General features: G+C 37.6%; 15 protein-coding genes and 1 pseudogene. 14 read left to right on the top strand and 2 right to left on the bottom strand.

Features of this window, described 5'->3' with window-relative positions; all coding sequences use genetic code 11:
• Nucleotides 1-39: 39 nt before the first annotated feature.
• From BG05_RS14425 to BG05_RS14435, 3 genes are all read left to right on the top strand, one after another.
• A complete protein-coding gene (locus BG05_RS14425; protein WP_003190645.1) occupies nt 40-591 on the top strand; it encodes a GNAT family N-acetyltransferase in 552 nt (183 codons plus the stop codon).
• Between the two features lie 79 nt (nt 592-670).
• Nucleotides 671-1,030: a nuclear transport factor 2 family protein gene (locus tag BG05_RS14430; protein ID WP_002128400.1), complete on the top strand. Its 360-nt coding sequence runs from the start codon at nt 671-673 to the stop codon at nt 1,028-1,030.
• A gap of 238 nt (nt 1,031-1,268) precedes the next feature.
• Complete coding sequence (locus BG05_RS14435; RefSeq protein ID WP_002033458.1) at nt 1,269-1,496, top strand: coiled-coil domain-containing protein; 228 nt, start codon at nt 1,269-1,271, stop codon at nt 1,494-1,496.
• Nucleotides 1,497-1,567: 71 nt separating this feature from the next.
• On the opposite strand, the gene BG05_RS14440 is transcribed toward BG05_RS14435, so the two are convergent.
• Nucleotides 1,568-2,893, bottom strand: a complete 1,326-nt coding sequence (locus BG05_RS14440) for an ArsB/NhaD family transporter (protein ID WP_002014220.1) — start codon at nt 2,891-2,893, stop codon at nt 1,568-1,570.
• A 262-nt stretch (nt 2,894-3,155) separates the two neighbouring features.
• Between BG05_RS14440 and BG05_RS14445 the strand changes: the two genes are divergently transcribed.
• The gene (locus tag BG05_RS14445) at nt 3,156-3,506 is read left to right on the top strand and encodes a YojF family protein (RefSeq protein WP_000407039.1); all 351 of its coding nucleotides are present in this window, start codon (nt 3,156-3,158) and stop codon (nt 3,504-3,506) included.
• Nucleotides 3,507-3,521: 15 nt separating this feature from the next.
• Entirely contained in the window at nt 3,522-4,184 is a 663-nt protein-coding gene (gene bshB2 / locus BG05_RS14450; protein WP_000439465.1) for a bacillithiol biosynthesis deacetylase BshB2, read from the top strand.
• A gap of 69 nt (nt 4,185-4,253) precedes the next feature.
• Here bshB2 and BG05_RS14455 read toward each other — a convergent pair whose 3' ends face one another.
• Nucleotides 4,254-5,486 (bottom strand): MerR family transcriptional regulator, encoded by a 1,233-nt coding sequence (locus BG05_RS14455; protein ID WP_002185253.1) that lies wholly within the window; start codon nt 5,484-5,486, stop codon nt 4,254-4,256.
• Nucleotides 5,487-5,673: 187 nt separating this feature from the next.
• On the opposite strand from BG05_RS14455, the gene BG05_RS14460 reads away from it, so the two are divergent.
• The 9 genes and pseudogenes from BG05_RS14460 (at nt 5,674) to BG05_RS14500 (ending at nt 17,227) form a co-directional block, all read left to right on the top strand.
• Nucleotides 5,674-6,960 carry an NAD(P)/FAD-dependent oxidoreductase gene (locus BG05_RS14460; RefSeq protein ID WP_003190632.1) on the top strand — a complete coding sequence of 429 codons (1,287 nt, stop codon included), beginning with the start codon at nt 5,674-5,676 and terminating at the stop codon, nt 6,958-6,960.
• A gap of 13 nt (nt 6,961-6,973) precedes the next feature.
• On the top strand, nt 6,974-8,446 hold the full coding sequence (locus tag BG05_RS14465; RefSeq protein ID WP_002128396.1) for an aldehyde dehydrogenase family protein: 1,473 nt from the start codon (nt 6,974-6,976) through the stop codon (nt 8,444-8,446).
• 45 nt (nt 8,447-8,491) lie between these two features.
• Entirely contained in the window at nt 8,492-9,910 is a 1,419-nt protein-coding gene (locus tag BG05_RS14470; RefSeq protein ID WP_002128395.1) for an MATE family efflux transporter, read from the top strand.
• A gap of 44 nt (nt 9,911-9,954) precedes the next feature.
• Nucleotides 9,955-10,236 carry a cupin domain-containing protein gene (locus BG05_RS14475; RefSeq protein WP_002128394.1) on the top strand — a complete coding sequence of 94 codons (282 nt, stop codon included), beginning with the start codon at nt 9,955-9,957 and terminating at the stop codon, nt 10,234-10,236.
• 175 nt (nt 10,237-10,411) lie between these two features.
• Nucleotides 10,412-11,872 (top strand): annotated as a pseudogene (locus BG05_RS14480) (CoA-acylating methylmalonate-semialdehyde dehydrogenase).
• 30 nt (nt 11,873-11,902) lie between these two features.
• The gene (locus tag BG05_RS14485; RefSeq protein ID WP_162484063.1) at nt 11,903-13,258 is read left to right on the top strand and encodes an aspartate aminotransferase family protein; all 1,356 of its coding nucleotides are present in this window, start codon (nt 11,903-11,905) and stop codon (nt 13,256-13,258) included.
• 107 nt (nt 13,259-13,365) lie between these two features.
• Nucleotides 13,366-14,985, top strand: a complete 1,620-nt coding sequence (locus BG05_RS14490; RefSeq protein WP_002185265.1) for an amidohydrolase — start codon at nt 13,366-13,368, stop codon at nt 14,983-14,985.
• Nucleotides 14,986-15,342: 357 nt separating this feature from the next.
• The gene (locus BG05_RS14495; RefSeq protein ID WP_002167896.1) at nt 15,343-16,542 is read left to right on the top strand and encodes a multidrug effflux MFS transporter; all 1,200 of its coding nucleotides are present in this window, start codon (nt 15,343-15,345) and stop codon (nt 16,540-16,542) included.
• Between the two features lie 136 nt (nt 16,543-16,678).
• Nucleotides 16,679-17,227, top strand: coding sequence for a hypothetical protein (locus BG05_RS14500; protein WP_033729948.1), 549 nt, complete (start codon nt 16,679-16,681; stop codon nt 17,225-17,227).
• Nucleotides 17,228-17,397 lie beyond the last annotated feature (170 nt).

The following is a 17,397-nucleotide window of genomic DNA, read 5'->3' on the forward strand; positions in this document are numbered from 1 at the left end:
AATTATTGTCCCCGCTATTTAAAAAAGGGGGAGTTTTAGATGACGATGAATCTTTTTCAAAATAAAACTATTAAGTTATCAGCTATTAGAGAAGCAGATGCTGAAGTAATGGCTATGTGGCAAGAGGATAGTGAGTACTTAAGAAATGTAGATAAAGACTTGGCATTCCCGCAATCGTTACATGAAATAGCGAGTGATGGGCTATTAAAGGGACGGAGATCGAATAGTGTTTCTTTCATGTTAAGAACAGTTCAAGATGATCGCTTAATTGGTTTTGTTGCAATTCACGGCATAGAGTGGAATAACAGAACAGGTCTATTAGCAATTGGTATAGGAGAGGCAAATGATAGAGGAAAAGGGTTTGGGAGAGAAGCAGTGCATCTTATTTTAAAGTATGCGTTCTATGAAATGAATCTACACCGCGTCGGTCTCGATGTTATTTCTTATAATAAAGCAGCCATTGTACTGTATAAAAAGATGGGATTTCAGATGGAAGGATGTATGAGGGAAGCAGTTCAAAGAGATGGAAAGTGTTTTGATCGTATGATTATGGGGATATTGCGTGATGAATGGATAGAGCTGCAGAACTAGCAAAAACATACAGAATAATTGTGTAGTGTAGAGTGAAAAGTTGTAATATTTGGGTAATGATGAGCGGAGGAGTGTACTAATGGAAGGTTTATCTTCATTAAGAGAGTGTTTATATCAGCTAGAGGAACGATTACTTAAACCAGGGGTTCGCACATCTCAAAAGGAGCTTAAAAAGATACTTGCCGCTGATTTTTTTGAGTTTGGGAGTTCTGGTAAAGTTTTATATAAAAATGAGGATATCGATAAAAATGGAATTGGTGTGGTAAAAATGACTTTGAGTGATTTTGAAGTACATCCATTATCCAAAGATGTAGCATTAACTACTTATCAAATATTCAATGAAATGAATAATCAACACTCGTTACGTAGTTCGATATGGAAATTTAGAGAAGGAAGATGGCAAATGTATTTTCATCAAGGTACACCTGCTAAATTTTAGTGAAGCTTTTTGTATGAAAAAGAAACTATAAAGAATAGAATTGTTGAATATATTAGTCCTATATATATATATATATAGGACTAATGAAAGTTGTCTTTCTAAAATATCTAAAATTGTTCTTAAAAGGGTCTTGTTAATAAAGGTACATTCCATATTATATATGTAGTATGCAGGAGATATAACGATAATTGGCGAAAATTTACAGTGAACTGATTGAATTTATAAGGAGTTATGCGAGATGAACTTAGAAAAAAGTAAGCCAGTAAATGAAGAGGTCGCTGAATTAAAAGAACTAATTAAAGAACTACACGGAAGTGTACATCAACTTCAAAGTGAAGTGCAGCAACTAAGGCACGAAAGACCAGTTGTTGAAGTGAGAAAAGGTGTTCAACTATCACCAACAATCATCGGACAAATTGGTGGTATGATTTTAGGTGGATTAGCAATTATAGGTATATTTTGGTGATGAAAAAAGGTTTGTAGCATAGTGCTGCAAACCTTTTTTATTTGACGACATAATTTCATGCAATACAACTTCTACATTAAATAACGTAAATAAATGTAAGCATGTGATAACAATAGCGCAATGATCGTTAAGGGGAAACCGATTTTTAAGAAGTCCATATAAGAGAACCCATGTCCTTCACGTTTTGCAATACCAGCAACGACTACGTTTGCTGATGCTCCAATTAATGTTCCGTTGCCTCCTAGGCAAGCTCCAAGTGATAACGCCCACCATAGTACTTCAATTTGCGGAGAATCGACAGATAGTCCGAGTCCTGTAGCTAAATCTTGAATAAGTGGAATCATCGTTGCGACAAATGGGATGTTATCAATTGTCGCAGATGCGATGCCAGATACCCATAAGATAAGTATAGCAGCGAAACCGATATCGCCATTTGTTACGTCGAGTACTTCTTTTGCGAGTGAAGAAATAAGTCCGATATCAATTAATCCGCCAACGAGAACGAATAGTCCAGCGAAGAAGAAAATTGTTACCCATTCAACGTGGGCAAATACATCTTCAATATCATGTTCTTTCACACCGATTAACATAAGAAGTGTAGCACCTGTCATCGCAATAACGGCAGCGTCTACATGAATAATAGAATGAAGTACAAAGCCTAAAATAGTTAGTCCTAAAATCGTAATGGATTTTAAAAGGAGGCTCTGATCTTTAATATAATCTTTTTCATTTAATGCCATTAGCTTTTCGATTTGCTCAGGCGTTGTTTTTAGTTTGTTGCGATACATGAAGTAAATAATGCCAAGTGTAACGATAGAAATAATGATTACGATTGGAGCTAAGTTTAGTAAAAAGGCATTAAAGTCTAAATGCTTATTAGCTGATCCAATCATAATGTTCGGCGGGTCACCAATTAATGTTGCTGTTCCGCCTATATTTGAAAATAGTACTTCTGAAATTAAATAAGGAACAGGATTTACTTTTAAAATACGTGTAATGGATAGTGTAACAGGTACGATTAATAATACGGTTGTTACGTTGTCCAAAAATGCAGAACCGACAGCAGTTAATAGGGATAGTAATAATAAAATGCGGATTGGTTTTCCGCCAGCTGCTTTTGCTGCTTTTATGGCTACAAATTCAAATACGCCTGATTGACTCGTAATATGTACGAGAATCATCATCCCAATTAAAAGGGTAATCGTTTCCCATTGAATATGCGATGTGAAAGCAGTATGTAAATCTACAATTCCAAAAATAATCATAATAGCAGCACCGAATAGTGCGATTACAGCACGATTCAATTTCTCAGAAATAATAAAACCGTACGTGACTAAAAATACGGCAATTGTAAAATAATATTGCCAATTTGCTACTTCATGTGCTGATTGTTCCAATCATGTCACCTTCTTTAAAGTATGTATTCAATTGTCGAAATGTATCTCGCTGTATTAATACGGGATAAAATATATTGTAGCAAATTCAAAAAAGAAAGAAAACTATTTAACAAAGTGAAGGAAAAAATGTGATTTTTACATATCATATAAAAAATATAAAAAACACAGTGCAAATTATTAGGAAAAGTGGGCGTTGTCCTCTAATATAGAGATAGCAATTTACATTATTTTTGCGTAAAATGGTTTAAAGAGGTGAATTCCGATGGAAATAGTAAAAGATAGTTCTCTTATTCAAAATGAAATTGAACGTTTTGTAAATAAAGATGTATATATTCATTTAGAAACGACGAATGGAGCGTATGCGTCACACTTTAATGAAAAGATGATGACAGTAGGAGCATTCATTCGAAATGCAATTATTCGCTTTGAGCGTGGGAAAATAACTGGAACAAACCCATACCGAGTTGGTTTGAAAATGGATCATGGCTGGGTATATGCAGAAGGCATTACGCACTGGGAAGTAGACGATAAAGAGCGTTTATTACTAGCAGGGCATGATAACCAAGGCCGCTTAGCGGTAGCGCTTGAGCTAAGCTTAACGCCATTTAAGTAAGAAGGAGGGAAACTTATGGAGAGACATGTACTTGTTGTATTTCCGCATCCAGATGATGAAGCATTTGCTGCGGGAGGAACAATTCGCTTATTAACAGATCAAGGAGTACCTGTAACGTACGCATGTGGTACTCTTGGACAAATGGGACGTAACATGGGGAAAAACGTATTCGCTAACCGTGAAACGATTCCAAATATACGTGAAAAAGAATTAAAAGATGCATGTGAAGCGATGGGGATTCAAGATTTAAGAATGCTCGGTTTCCATGATAAAACGTTAGAATTTGAAGATGTTGATTTTGTTGCCGATAAAATCGAAGCGATTATTCAAGAAGTAAATCCATCTCGAATTATTACATTTTATCCAGAACACGGCGTACATCCGGATCATGATGCATTTGGCCGCGCTGTAGTTCGCGCTGTATCACGTATGCCTAAAGAAGAACGTCCAGCCATTCATGCGGTTGCGATTACGAGAAATCGCGAAGCAGTACTCGGTGAACCGGATGTTGTAAATAATATTAGTGAAGTATTTGAACATAAATTAGCTGCACTAGGCGCGCATCGTTCACAAACGGAAGCGATGCTAGAAGAAACGCATGCAAAAATAAAAAACAAAGACGCAGCAACATTAAAATGGCTGCAACTTGAACAGTTTTGGACTTATAAATGGGAGTAGGCTAGAAGGGTACCTTCTAGTAGCTCTTACATAGAAAAAGCGCCGTCACTTGTGATGGCGCTTTTTGTGCTATTGTTTCGTATTAGCCAAATACATGAGCATGTGGAATTTTTCGTCTCTTACATGATAATCGAAATAAGGTCCTGGATCTGTACAGTAACCGATATTTTCATTTTGCATGATTTGAAATCCGTTAACTGATAAATTTTCTTCTAAGTATTTTGGATGTAAAATATGCTCATGGGAATTTGGATATAAGGCTGAAATATTTTTCAAGGATTTGGCCGAGTTATCATAATACGAGTATCCACCGACAATTGTTGAACTGTTATGTAAATAGTTTTTAAGAACATGACTTGGGAACTCTGGGTTGAGCAGTGAAAAATCAGTTATTGTAAAACTATCCACAAAAACATCGATGCTAAGCGGTTTCAATGGTAGATTTAAATCGGAATTCAAAATATAAAGGACGCGTGGCTTCGGATTCACACGCTCAATTCTATTTCTCACCTTCTTGAGCATTGCAAGCGAATAGCCACTGAATACATAGTTTGCGCTTGGTTCAAGAACATCGATATATTTAGGTAGTGATACAAAAGCATCAACGTTTGTTTCCACAATTAATTTGTTTTTCAAATCTATATTTTGTAGAACTTTTTGAAATCGAAAATTACTTTTTTCAAATAAGTTAATCATTTTGGGATTGATCTCTTTAATCGTTTCTTTATCGTAAAAATAAGATGGATAAGGAGACGTCTCGTACAAGTTCGCGGTAATGATAATACCCTCCTCGATAGCTGCTTCGTATCCACAGCTACAAGTTAAACTCCCCGTGTGAATGTAGACTTTTTTAATCGTTACATCTTTCATTTCAAGTGGAATGCGGCATTTTGGACAATAGAGAAAATTTACAAAGTCAAGCGGGATTCCTGTAATACTTTCTTCTTTGGATGAAGGCGAGCTAGTTTGAACCGCTTTTTCAATCAATTGGATAGCTTTTGATATGTCTTCTTTTTTCTTGGTTAGCTCGTCCTTTTTATCAATGAGCGAGTTGTTGTAGTAGTCGATATCCTCATGGTCCGAGAAGTTTGTGACACGTCGATATGATAAAATTCGTTGGATTTCTATCAATGAAAAATGAAATTTTTTCAGCTCAGTAATAAAAGCCATGTCGTCGAAACACAATTGGTTCATTTGATACTGAGTGTTTTTTTTGTCTGGTATTAATAATCCTAGTTCAATGTAATAACGAACGGTATCAGTCGTAACATGAAAAAGCTTCGCAAATGTACCAATTTTCATAGATGTACCCCCCAATGAAAAAAGTGGAGTTACTCCACTTTTTTCGCAAAATGAATTCAAAAAACTCTCAAATAGCTATTGACTTGGAGGAAACTCTAAGTCATATTATTAACTCAATAAGTTTGAATATTAAGAATATTTTTGACTGTATTGTAACATACATGTCACGAAGGGAGAAGGATTAGCTATGGATAAGATGGATCATATGGATACACTCTCACTATGGACAGCGACTGCAAACAGATATGACAAAGGAAAACCTCTTGAAGGAAATGAAGAGGCGGATGTTGTCATTATTGGCGCAGGTTTCACAGGTCTCTCTTCTGCATATCATTTGCAAAAGTTAGGGAAGAGTGTCATTGTCCTTGAGCAGGAAACAATCGGATATGGCGCAAGCGGTCGCAACGGCGGGATGGTATTGCCAGGCTATAAGTCAACGATGCAGGAGCTTGCCAAGAAGTATGGTGCCGAAGAGGCGAGGCAGCTTAACGATCTTTCTCTGCTTAGTGTTGAATTAGTTAAAAACATTATTGACGAGCATCAAATCAACTGTAACTTCAGAAAGACAGGTCACATTGTGGCGGCTTACAAAGCCAAGCATTTTGAAGGGTTGAAACTTGAAAGTGAATACTTAAACAAAAATTTTGGATATGACTGTAGCGTGCTTAATCGAAGTCAGTTGCATCAAGAAATTGATTCCCCGCAATATTATGGTTGCTTAGTCGACGACTCGAGTTACTCGTTCCAACCACGGAACTATGCAATTGGTTTGGGAGAAGCAGCTAAATCGATCGGTGCAAAAATCTTTGAGCATTCGAAAGCACTATCTATTGAGTACGGCCGAAATAGTGTGAAAGTTATTACAGAAAAAGGTACTGTTACAGCGAAAGACATTATTGTGGCTACAGATGGTTACTCCGGAAAAATTATGGCTGAATTGAATAAAGGCGTACTGCCAATTTCGGCACGTATTATTGGTACTGAACAGCTTCCAGAATCATTGGTGAATAGCGTCATTCCTAAAGATCGCATGGTTTTTGATACAAGCAGTTTCCTTTACTATTTCAGGCGTACACCAGATAATCGGATCATATTTGGCGGTGGCGATATTCGTCCAAACTTAGGTGATGCTGTTTATCAAAATGTTTACGATGCCATGGTTAAAATAATGCCAAAACTAGAAGGAAGCAAGATTGATTACAGGTGGGGTGGATTTATCGGGGTTACAATTGATACGTTCCCGGTTATCGGTAGATCCAAAGAAGGCGCATATTTTGCAACGGGTTATACGGGACATGGCGCGTCTCTCTCGACATTGTTTGGTAAGTTATTGGCACAATGGATCGTTACGGGGAGTGCAGGTGGATATCGATTTGAAAAAGAACGCCTTAAATCATTCCCATTCTATAATCAGAAAACGATGCTGGTCAATATAGCACATATTGGTTTCAAACTGGTAGATATTATCGCGTAAAGGAGAGGTGTTTATGAAAATTAACATGTTCATTGACGGGAAATGGGTAGAAGCATTATCGGGTGCTAGACGAAACATTATCAATCCTGCAACCGAAGAGGTTATCGCAACGTCTGCTCATGGATCAGCAGATGATGCGAAGATAGCAATTAAGGCGGCTCGTAAAGCGTTTGATAGCGGGATCTGGTCGGATTTATCGGCTGATGAAAGAGCTGACTATCTATATAAGATTGCAGACCGTCTTGAAGAGAATACAGCTGAAATTGCCCGTTTGGAAACTGCAAATAACGGTAAGGTTATCCGTGCAACAACCTATGTAGATATTCCTGTATCGATTCAATGCTTCCGCTATTATGCTGACTTGATTAAAGGTATGAAAAAGGAATCTTACACTCGTGATGATGCTTCAGAAACGATTATTATTCATGAACCGATTGGTGTTTGTGGACTTATTGTACCTTGGAATTTCCCGCTTATGTTAGCTGTTTGGCAAATTGCTCCTGCACTTGCCGCAGGGAATACAATTGTAATTAAGCCTGCTGACGTCACTCCTGTAAGCGTATTCAAATTATTTGAAATTATCGAAGAGGTTGGACTTCCGGATGGAGTAGCAAACTTAGTATTGGGACCTGGTTCAAAGGTTGGGAATGAGCTTGCAGAGAGCCATGATGTTGACAAAATTGCCTTTACTGGTGGAACAAAAACAGGTCAAAGTATTATGCGCGCAGCTGCAGGCAATATGAAAAAAATCACACTTGAACTAGGTGGTAAATCTCCACTTATTGTGTTCGACGATGTGGATTTTGAAACCGCAGTTGATAATGCGATGTTTGGTATTTTCCACAACGCTGGGCAAGTTTGTTCAGCTGCATCTCGTTTACTTGTACAAGAGACTATTTATGATAAGTTTGTTGAAAGATTGGCCGAGCGTGCGAACAAAATTGTAGTTGGCAACGGGGAAAGTGAGAATATTGAAATGGGAGCGCTTACAAACGAGTCTCATATGAATGAAGTTTTACATTATATTCAGAGAGGAATCGAAGAAGGTGCAAAATTAGTTTGTGGTGGTAAGCGCTTAACAGAAAATGGGCTCGATCGAGGGTTTTTCATTGCACCAACAATCTTTGCTGATGTAAATGAGAATATGTGTATTGTGAAGGAAGAGATTTTTGGCCCAGTCCTTGTTGTACAGAAATTTAAAGATGAGGAAGATGCCATCCAAAAAGCGAATGATTCTATTTATGGATTAGCCGGTGCTGTATTTACGGAAGATATGGACCTGGCAAAACGTGTCATTAGTAAATTGCGTGCGGGAATTACTTGGATTAATAGTTATCATCTCGCTTATGTGGAAGGTCCTTGGGGAGGGTATAAGCAAAGTGGCATCGGCAGAGCGTTAGGTGTTGCCGGACTGGAGCACTTTATGGAAACGAAGCAAATCAATATCCACCAGCATGCAAATCCGGTAGGGTGGTATGCGAATTAATTGAGCAAAACGTGCTATATAAATTATTTATAAGGGGATATGCTCATGAAAATAGTGGACAACGGTCCGTCATCAAAAATAGAGCAACCAGAAGTAATGAATAAGCCGGTGGATGATTCAGTGCTAGGAACCAAAAGTATTCCGTTACTATATTTACGGTTTGCTTTGGCGGGAATTATGGCTAACGTAATTTTAGGAGTTGTATCGGTTGTTGATGGCTATTTCGTCAGTGGCTTTCAGGAGCTGGAAGTCGAAGGGATCGGAATTGGATTTACGGTCATGGTTATTACCCGTATGATTGGTGTTCTTTTAGGTGTGGGAGCCGGAGCGGTCATTTCACTTCGACTGGGGAAAGGGAAAATCGAAGAAGCTAGAAGTATTATGGGACAAACTTTATGGTTTACTCTTTTCCTATCTTCTTTGTTAGCTATACTTGGGTTGGTCTTTGAAAATGATATTATGATTTTATTCGGAGCAAGTGATGAAGCACTTCCGTATGCGGTGCAATATAGCCGACTGCTATGGATTTCGTTGCCATTAACGATATTGGCCGTTGTATTAAGTATTTTAGCTAATATCGATGAAAAGCCTATATTATCAATGAACAGTTGGTTAGTCGCAGCGGTTGTTGCTGGGACTATGGAATGGATTATGGTAGTGAAGTATGACATGGGGATGATGGGTTCTTCATGGGCTAATACGATTTCGCAATCGATTCCTGTTCTCCTAATCTTTTATTTCTGGTTTGGTAAAACAAAACTTAAGCCAAAAATGAAAGATATGATGATTAATCTCAAGAAGATTGGTGAAGTGGTTTGGACGGGCTTTGCATCTTTCTCGAGTCAGTTCATGATGTTTATTGCAATTATTTTCACCAACAACTTACTGCAAAGCTACGGTGGTGGTCTACACGTTGCAGCTTTCACGATTCAAAACGGTTATATTACAAATCTCCTCGCCTTAGCAGCGCTTGGTGGGATGACAGGGCTTCAACCGATTATTAGTTATAATTACGGTGCGGGCAACCTTGATCGTGTGAAACAAGCAATTAAGATGGGACTCATTTTTACAGTTTCCTTCTTTGTAATCGTGACAGCCATACTAGTCATTTTTGCAGATCCAATTGTGTCATTTTTTTCCGGTGGTAATCCTGAATTGCAAAAACTGGGCATTTGGACGACAGTTGTATTCAATTGTTTGTTTACGCTTAGTGCAGTTAGCCTGCTTATCTCCGGTTATTTCGAATCGCAAGAGAGAAACTGGTCCGCAACGTTTATTAGTGTAAGCAAAATATTGTTGTTCATGTTACCGTTTCTATTTATTTTCCCGAAATTCTGGGGTGTAGAAGGTGTATGGTACGCTGCTCCTGCTGCAGAAATTCCAGGTGTTCTCATTGCCATATACTTTATGAAAAAAGAGTTTAAACGTTTAAAAAATCCAAGTGTTAAGGCAGTAGATTTATAGACTTATTCCTTCAAAATTATCAATACGAAAGAGAGAGGATTGTCATGTTTTTTGCGAAAAAACTTACAGCAGAAGAAGCAGAGCAACTAGGTGCCAACGCATGGGAACCGTGGGTAGGCGAACCGAATAAAGGAACGTGGCATGTAGAAGATCAGGAAGTTTTCTATGTGACAGATGGTGAAGTGTTTATTACTGTTGATGGGGAAAAGTATCATATTACAAAGGACTGGATCGTTTCCTTGGCTAAGGACCTTGTTTGTGAATGGGATTGCCCAGTATTTTTGAAAAAGAATTATAAGATGAACCATGAGATCCATCTGAAATAATGTGAACTGGGGAGTGGACAAATGCTAAGCAGATGACTGCTCCTGCGTATTCAATGAATAAGATTAATAATGTTGAAGAAATGTATGTAAATAAGTTTACATACCGTCAAATGAATGCGCTTTCTTTTTAGGGGCGATAACATAGGACGGTTATCTTAAAATAGGAGGCTTCACCATGGTAGTAATGAAAAATGTACAAACGTTGAAAAATTATATTGGCGGACAATGGATAGAATCCACAAGTAAGCAAGTTGAAGATGTACCAAATCCAGCAACAGGAGAGAATATTGCTCGTGTGCCTCTTTCGACTAAAGAAGATTTAGATAGAGCTGTAGCAACTGCGAAAGAAGCATTCAAAACATGGAGAAAGGTCGCTGTGCCTCGGCGTGCTCGGATTCTATTTCGCTATCAACAGCTATTGATTGAAAACTGGGAAGAGTTAGCTAAACTCGTAACCTTGGAAAACGGAAAAAGTTATAAGGAAGCATACGGTGAAGTGCAGCGGGGGATTGAATGTGTTGAATTTGCCGCAGGCGCACCCACTTTAATGATGGGAGAGCAACTTCCCGATATTGCTACTGGTGTTGAATCAGGGATGTATCGTTATCCGATCGGAGTAATCGCAGGAATAACGCCATTTAACTTTCCGATGATGGTGCCATGCTGGATGTTTCCACTCGCGATTGCATGCGGGAATACATTTGTATTAAAACCATCTGAAAGAACACCGCTATTGGCTAATCGCATAGCTGAACTGTTTAAAGAAGCAGGTCTTCCAGATGGAGTACTAAATATTGTGCATGGTGCACATGACGTCGTTAACGGCATTCTTGACAATGAGGATGTGAAAGCTGTATCTTTCGTTGGTTCTCAACCTGTGGCTGAGTATATATATAAAACAGCAGCAGCTAACGGTAAACGTGTACAAGCTCTTGCAGGGGCAAAAAATCATTCGATCGTATTAAAAGATGCGGACCTTAGTTCTACAGTGAAAGAAATTACAAGTGCTGCCTTCGGTTCAGCTGGTGAACGATGCATGGCAGCGGCTGTTGTTGTCGTGGAAGAAGACGTTGCAGATGAGCTCGTTAATAGACTGCTTCAAGAGGCTAATGCAATTACGATTGGTAATGGTCTGGAAGAAGGTGTTTTCCTTGGTCCCGTTATTCGTGAAGTACATAAAGAGCGGACACTCGGATACATTCAATCCGGTGTAGAGCAGGGAGCGACACTTATTCGTGACGGACGTGAAGACGATGTAGCAAACAGCTAAGGTTATTTTGTTGGCCCAACGATTTTTGATAACGTGACAGAGGAAATGAAAATCTGGCAAGATGAAATTTTCGCACCGGTTCTTTCTATTGTACGCGTAAAAGACTTGATGGAAGCGATTCATGTTGCTAATGCATCACCATTCGCAAATGGTGCATGTCTGTACACAAATAGCGCGAAAGCTATTCGTGAATTCCGTGAAGAAATTGATGCAGGTATGCTTGGGGTTAATCTTGGAGTTCCTGCTCCAATGGCATTCTTCCCGTTCTCAGGTTATAAGAAATCTTTCTATGGTGATCTCCATGCAAATGGAAAAGATGGCGTAGAATTCTATACTCGCAAGAAAATGCTTACGGCTCGTTATTGAAAGAGTGATGTAAAACCATAAAAAGATAGAATGGAGCTGGTGATTGTGCAAGCGACAGAACAAACACAAAGTTTGAAAAAAACAGATGAAAAGTACCTTTGGCATGCGATGAGAGGAGCAGCCCCTAGTCCAACGAATTTAATTATCACAAAAGCAGAAGGGGCATGGGTGACGGATATTGATGGAAACCGTTATTTAGACGGTATGTCTGGTCTTTGGTGTGTGAATGTTGGATACGGCCGAAAAGAGCTTGCAAGAGCGGCGTTTGAGCAGCTTGAAGAAATGCCGTATTTCCCTCTGACTCAAAGTCATGTTCCTGCTATTAAATTAGCAGAAAAATTGAATGAATGGCTTGATGATGAATACGTTATTTTCTTTTCTAACAGTGGATCGGAAGCGAATGAAACAGCGTTTAAAATTGCTCGTCAATATCATCAACAAAAAGGTGATCATGGACGCTATAAGTTTATTTCACGCTACCGGGCTTATCACGGTAACTCAATGAGAGCTCTTGCAGCAACAGGTCAAGCACAGCGAAAGTATAAATATGAACCATTGGGGCAAGGATTCCTGCATGTAGCACCGCCTGATACGTATCGAAATCCAGAGGATGTTCATACACTGGCAAGTGCTGAGGAAATCGATCGTGTCATGACATGGGAGTTAAGCCAAACAGTAGCCGGTGTGATTATGGAGCCAATCATTACTGGGGGTGGAATTTTAATGCCTCCTGATGGATATATGGAAAAAGTAAAAGAAATTTGCGAGAAGCACGGTGCGTTGCTCATTTGTGATGAAGTTATATGTGGATTTGGACGAACAGGGAAGCCGTTTGGATTTATGAATTATGGCGTCAAACCAGATATCATAACAATGGCAAAAGGTATTACAAGTGCGTATCTTCCTTTGTCAGCAACAGCAGTTAGACGAGAGGTTTATGAGGCATTCGTAGGTAGTGATGATTATGATCGCTTCCGCCATGTAAATACGTTCGGAGGAAATCCTGCTGCTTGCGCTTTAGCTTTGAAGAATTTAGAAATTATGGAGAATGAGAAACTCATTGAACGTTCCAAAGAATTGGGTGAACGACTGTTATATGAGCTAGAGGATGTAAAAGAGCATCCAAACGTAGGGGATGTTCGCGGAAAGGGCCTTCTTTTAGGCATTGAACTAGTGGAAGATAAGCAAACAAAAGAACCGGCTTCCATTGAAAAGATGAACAAAGTCATCAATGCTTGTAAAGAAAAAGGTCTAATTATTGGTAAAAATGGTGACACTGTTGCAGGTTACAATAATATTTTACAGCTTGCTCCTCCATTAAGCATCACAGAGGAAGACTTTACTTTTATCGTTAAAACAATGAAAGAATGTTTAGCTCAACTTTAATTAATTATTGATAAATCTTGTTAAAAAGCGGATGAGCCTATTAGGAGATGTAACTTTAAATACTGAATGAATTACTCGAAAAGAGTAATTCCGAAAGGGTTGAGTTTATGAAAGCTGATGTTGTATTGATAAATGGAGAAGTTATTACAGTAGACCAAAAGAATGCAGTAGTCGAAGCTGTCGCAATAAAAGATAATCAAATCGTAGTTGTTGGCTCAAATCAGGAGGTTAAGAGTTTTATAGGAGAAAACACGGATGTAATTGACCTGCAAGGGAAAACGCTTCTTCCTGGATTCATTGATTCCCATCTCCACATCATTTCTCATGGACTAAATCAGTTGGCTGTCAGTTGTAAAGCTGAACATATTGATTCTATCGATGCTTTATTAGATGATCTGAAAAAGAAGGCCTTAGAAACGCCAAAAGGTGAATGGATACGTGCTTGGGGCTTTAATGAAACCGCTGTGGAGGAAAAGCGTTATCCAACAATTACTGAGCTGGATGAAATTTCAGTTGAACATCCTATTATTATAACTCGTACTTGTCACCACATAAGCGTGGTGAATAGCAAAGCATTAGAAATTGCGCAAATTAACGAGAACACACCGGATACGAGTGGGGGAGTTATTGAAAAGAATCAGGCAGGAAGGCTTACAGGAAAGTTAATTGAAGCAGCAAATATGAGTATGAGCGAGGTTGCAAGTTATACAGAAAGTGAAATGATGAAGGCTGTGAAAATTGCATCAGATCATTTCGTTGCAGCTGGCATAACAAGTATACATGACGCAGGTGGAGATGGACCGGAGAGTTTTCGTTTACTACAACGAGCTGTGAAGAGTAGGGATATTCGTGTCCGAATATATGCAATGATATGTCAAATAAATAACTCTCATGAATTTGTTAATAAAATGGTCGAAGCTGGTGTGGTAACTGGTACCGGAGATGAAAGATTCAAAATCGGACCAGCTAAATTGTTTACAGATGGAAGTAGCACGGGGCCTACAATTGCAACCCGTAAGTCATATTCAAGTGACCCTAACAATTACGGCATTCTTTATTATAGTGAGGAAGAAATCTATAAGGTTTTAGGTGAAGCGCATAAAAAAGGCTATCAAATCACTGTACATGCACAAGGTGATAAAGCTATTGAAATGTATTTGAATTGTGTAGAAAGGGCGCTAGAGGAATCACCAAGAAAAAATCACCGTCATCGAATCGAGCATGCAGGAATTTCTTCACCAGATTTACAAGAGAGAATGAAAAAACTCGAGATGATTCCTATTCCAAATCCTCCATTTCCATATGAATTCGGAGAGATATATGTAGAGCACTATGGTGATCGTGTTAATCACATGTACGCTGCTCGTGATTTTATTGATCGTGGCATCATTGCAGCAGGTAGTTCGGATGCACCAGTTACTGACTATAATCCTTTATTAGGAATTCATGTTGCTGTCAATAGAAAAACTAAGTCTGGAATAGAGGTTGGTGCTAATCAATCTATAAGCGTAATGGAAGCTATTAAACTATACACATGGAATGGTGCTTATGCGAGTTTTGAAGAAGAGATAAAAGGAAGCATAGAGGCCGGAAAACTGGCGGATTTAGTTATATTAAATGACAGCATTTTAAGTGTCAATCCAAACCAAATTAAAGATTTAAAAGTAGAAATAACAATTATTGATGGTGAAATTATTTATCAAAAAGAACAATCAGTGAAAATGTAGCAATAAAAAAACGCCCCTTCAATTGTGAGAATGATTTTAACAATTGAAGGGGCGTTTCAGTTGTTTAGTTGCGCTTTTCAAATCGTATTAATTTTCCGAGAGAATTGAAAGGATATTCGTCTACTAACAAATATTCAGATTATGAACACTAGAAAATGAACACAACCTATCATATAATTGAAAGACTATATTTTAAAATCAATGTTAATATTACCCTCCTATAAGTATTAACATGCGTAATTGAGGTGTTTTTTTTGTTGTTTTATGATCGAATTTCTATAATGGCCCCTCCTGTTCCATAGCTAAGGAAAGTCTATTCATTTCTGAGATTTTCAAAGTTATAGGAGGGTATTAAAAGTGAAAAAAGTCTCAGTACCATCACTTTGGTTAATGATTATTCTTGTGGCATTTCCGCAAATTAGTGAAACAATTTACACACCGTCTTTACCGGATATTTCAAAGGCGTTGCACGTAAGTAATAATGAGGTACAGTTAACGCTTAGTGTTTATTTTGCTGGATTTGCTTTAGGTGTATTTTTTATTGGATGGTTATCAGATATAATTGGTCGTCGCCCAGCAATGTTATTTGGAATTGTAGTATATGGCGCTGGAAGTTTCTTATGCTATATTGCAAATTCTATTGAATTTTTATTGTTTAGTCGTTTTATTCAAGCATTTGGAGCAAGTGCTGGTTCAGTTGTGACACAAACGATTCTTCGTGAAAGTGTAGAGGGGCATAAACGTCATGTTATGTTTGCTCAAATTTCGGCAGTCATTGCTTTTACACCAGCGATAGGTCCACTAATTGGGGGCTTTCTTGATCAAATGTTTGGATTTAAAATAGTATTTTTAAGTTTAGTTGTTATGAGTGTTGGGATTTTGTTATATACGTTTGTTTCTCTTCCGGAAACAAAAACGGAATCAGTAACGGATAAAATAAATGTATTTTCTGTATTAAAACGGTTGATTACAAATCCGAAAGTAGTAACATATGGGTTAATAATTGGAGGAGCGAATGGTGTTTTATTTAGCTACTATGCAGAAGCGCCGTTTATCTTTATTGAATACTTTCAGTTATCGCCTAGTATGTACGGATTTCTAGGAATTGTTGTTGCTTCCGCTTCTATTATTGGGGCGAAAGTTTCAAAGCGGTTACTTGCTACTTATAAACCAGAGAAAATTATATATATCGGTTGTCTTGTAATGACAGGAGGAGCTATCTTCTTAACTGTTATTAATTCATTTGGATCAAATCCAAACATAATATATATGATTGGATTTTTAGTAGCGATGTTTATATTGCTATTAGGAATTGGGGTAGCATTGCCTAACTGTTTAAGTTTAGCATTAGTAGATTTTCAAGATGTCATTGGTACAGCTGGAGCATTGTTTAGCTTAGGCTACTATGTAATTGTAACGATGACAATTTGGGGAATGAGTCAGCTTCATACGGGCTCGTTAATGGTGATGCCGCTTTATTTTCTGGCTATAGTAGTTATCATGATGGTATTTACTAAAGTGTTTATTTTTGGTAAACAAACTTCAAAAACGATTTAAATATGAAATGGTAAAAGAGTCTCATTTTTTAATGAGACTCTTTTATATTTTATGAAAATAACTATAGGATGAATATGTAATTAATGTTAAAATATAACAAAATTGTATAGTTATAGTTTTTAGGGAGGGTAAAAATATTTTAATGAATCTAGTATGCGCTCTACTAATCATTTCCGGACTTATTATAGTTGTAAGAAATACTTTCATTTTAAACCACTATCTTTGTAATTTAATGGCATTCTTTTGTGCTTATATGACAACATCTTCCTACGTATTAGAGCAACTTTCGTTAACAAAAACCATATTGATACTATGTTTGTTGCTGATAACTTTTATTCTTATATACTCACATTTCGAGATTAGAGGGCTCGCTTTTAACGATTATACGGTATTTAATCTAGCTTCTAGCCGAGTGAATATATTAGTGAAAGACGGGTTAACCGAAGCGAACATAGAATTTACATTGGATAAAAATAATATATATTTATCAGGATCTCCTGTTAAAATTCGAATATTGAATAGACCATTACATACAACTAATATTTTATTTAGAAAATGCCCAGAGGATATAAAGACAAAAATTAAAGGTATTATTAAGGAAAAGATAAAAGCTGAGGAGAAGAGTTTTCCTCTTTCCGGTGTATTGTTGATTGTTTTAAGTGTAGTTATATTTTTCTTAAAGTAGGAGATGGGATAGAGAATTTTTAGTTGTGAGAACGGGATAAATAAGAGATGTAGAAGCTAGTGACTTTGTTGTTTTACTAATATATTAAATTTATGTGAGAGGTGTTAATCGCATGTGTAAGCAATTACGGTACAAACTATAAATAGTGAAGTATATGCGGTATGAAACCG

It is taken from the genome of Bacillus mycoides (genome assembly GCF_000832605.1).
Lineage (GTDB): Bacteria > Bacillota > Bacilli > Bacillales > Bacillaceae_G > Bacillus_A > Bacillus_A mycoides.

What these genes read in the sequence shown, in the direction of transcription:
- BG05_RS14485 (WP_162484063.1), top strand. Translation starts at nt 11,903, where the DNA reads ATGGAGCTGGTGATTGTGCAAGCGACAGAACAAACACAAAGTTTGAAA.
- bshB2 (WP_000439465.1), top strand. Translation starts at nt 3,522, where the DNA reads ATGGAGAGACATGTACTTGTTGTATTTCCGCATCCAGATGATGAAGCA.
- BG05_RS14445 (WP_000407039.1), top strand. Translation starts at nt 3,156, where the DNA reads ATGGAAATAGTAAAAGATAGTTCTCTTATTCAAAATGAAATTGAACGT.
- BG05_RS14430 (WP_002128400.1), top strand. Translation starts at nt 671, where the DNA reads ATGGAAGGTTTATCTTCATTAAGAGAGTGTTTATATCAGCTAGAGGAA.
- BG05_RS14490 (WP_002185265.1), top strand. Translation starts at nt 13,366, where the DNA reads ATGAAAGCTGATGTTGTATTGATAAATGGAGAAGTTATTACAGTAGAC.
- BG05_RS14460 (WP_003190632.1), top strand. Translation starts at nt 5,674, where the DNA reads ATGGATAAGATGGATCATATGGATACACTCTCACTATGGACAGCGACT.
- BG05_RS14435 (WP_002033458.1), top strand. Translation starts at nt 1,269, where the DNA reads ATGAACTTAGAAAAAAGTAAGCCAGTAAATGAAGAGGTCGCTGAATTA.
- BG05_RS14465 (WP_002128396.1), top strand. Translation starts at nt 6,974, where the DNA reads ATGAAAATTAACATGTTCATTGACGGGAAATGGGTAGAAGCATTATCG.
- BG05_RS14425 (WP_003190645.1), top strand. Translation starts at nt 40, where the DNA reads ATGACGATGAATCTTTTTCAAAATAAAACTATTAAGTTATCAGCTATT.
- BG05_RS14455 (WP_002185253.1), bottom strand. Translation starts at nt 5,486, where the DNA reads ATGAAAATTGGTACATTTGCGAAGCTTTTTCATGTTACGACTGATACC.
- BG05_RS14475 (WP_002128394.1), top strand. Translation starts at nt 9,955, where the DNA reads ATGTTTTTTGCGAAAAAACTTACAGCAGAAGAAGCAGAGCAACTAGGT.
- BG05_RS14470 (WP_002128395.1), top strand. Translation starts at nt 8,492, where the DNA reads ATGAAAATAGTGGACAACGGTCCGTCATCAAAAATAGAGCAACCAGAA.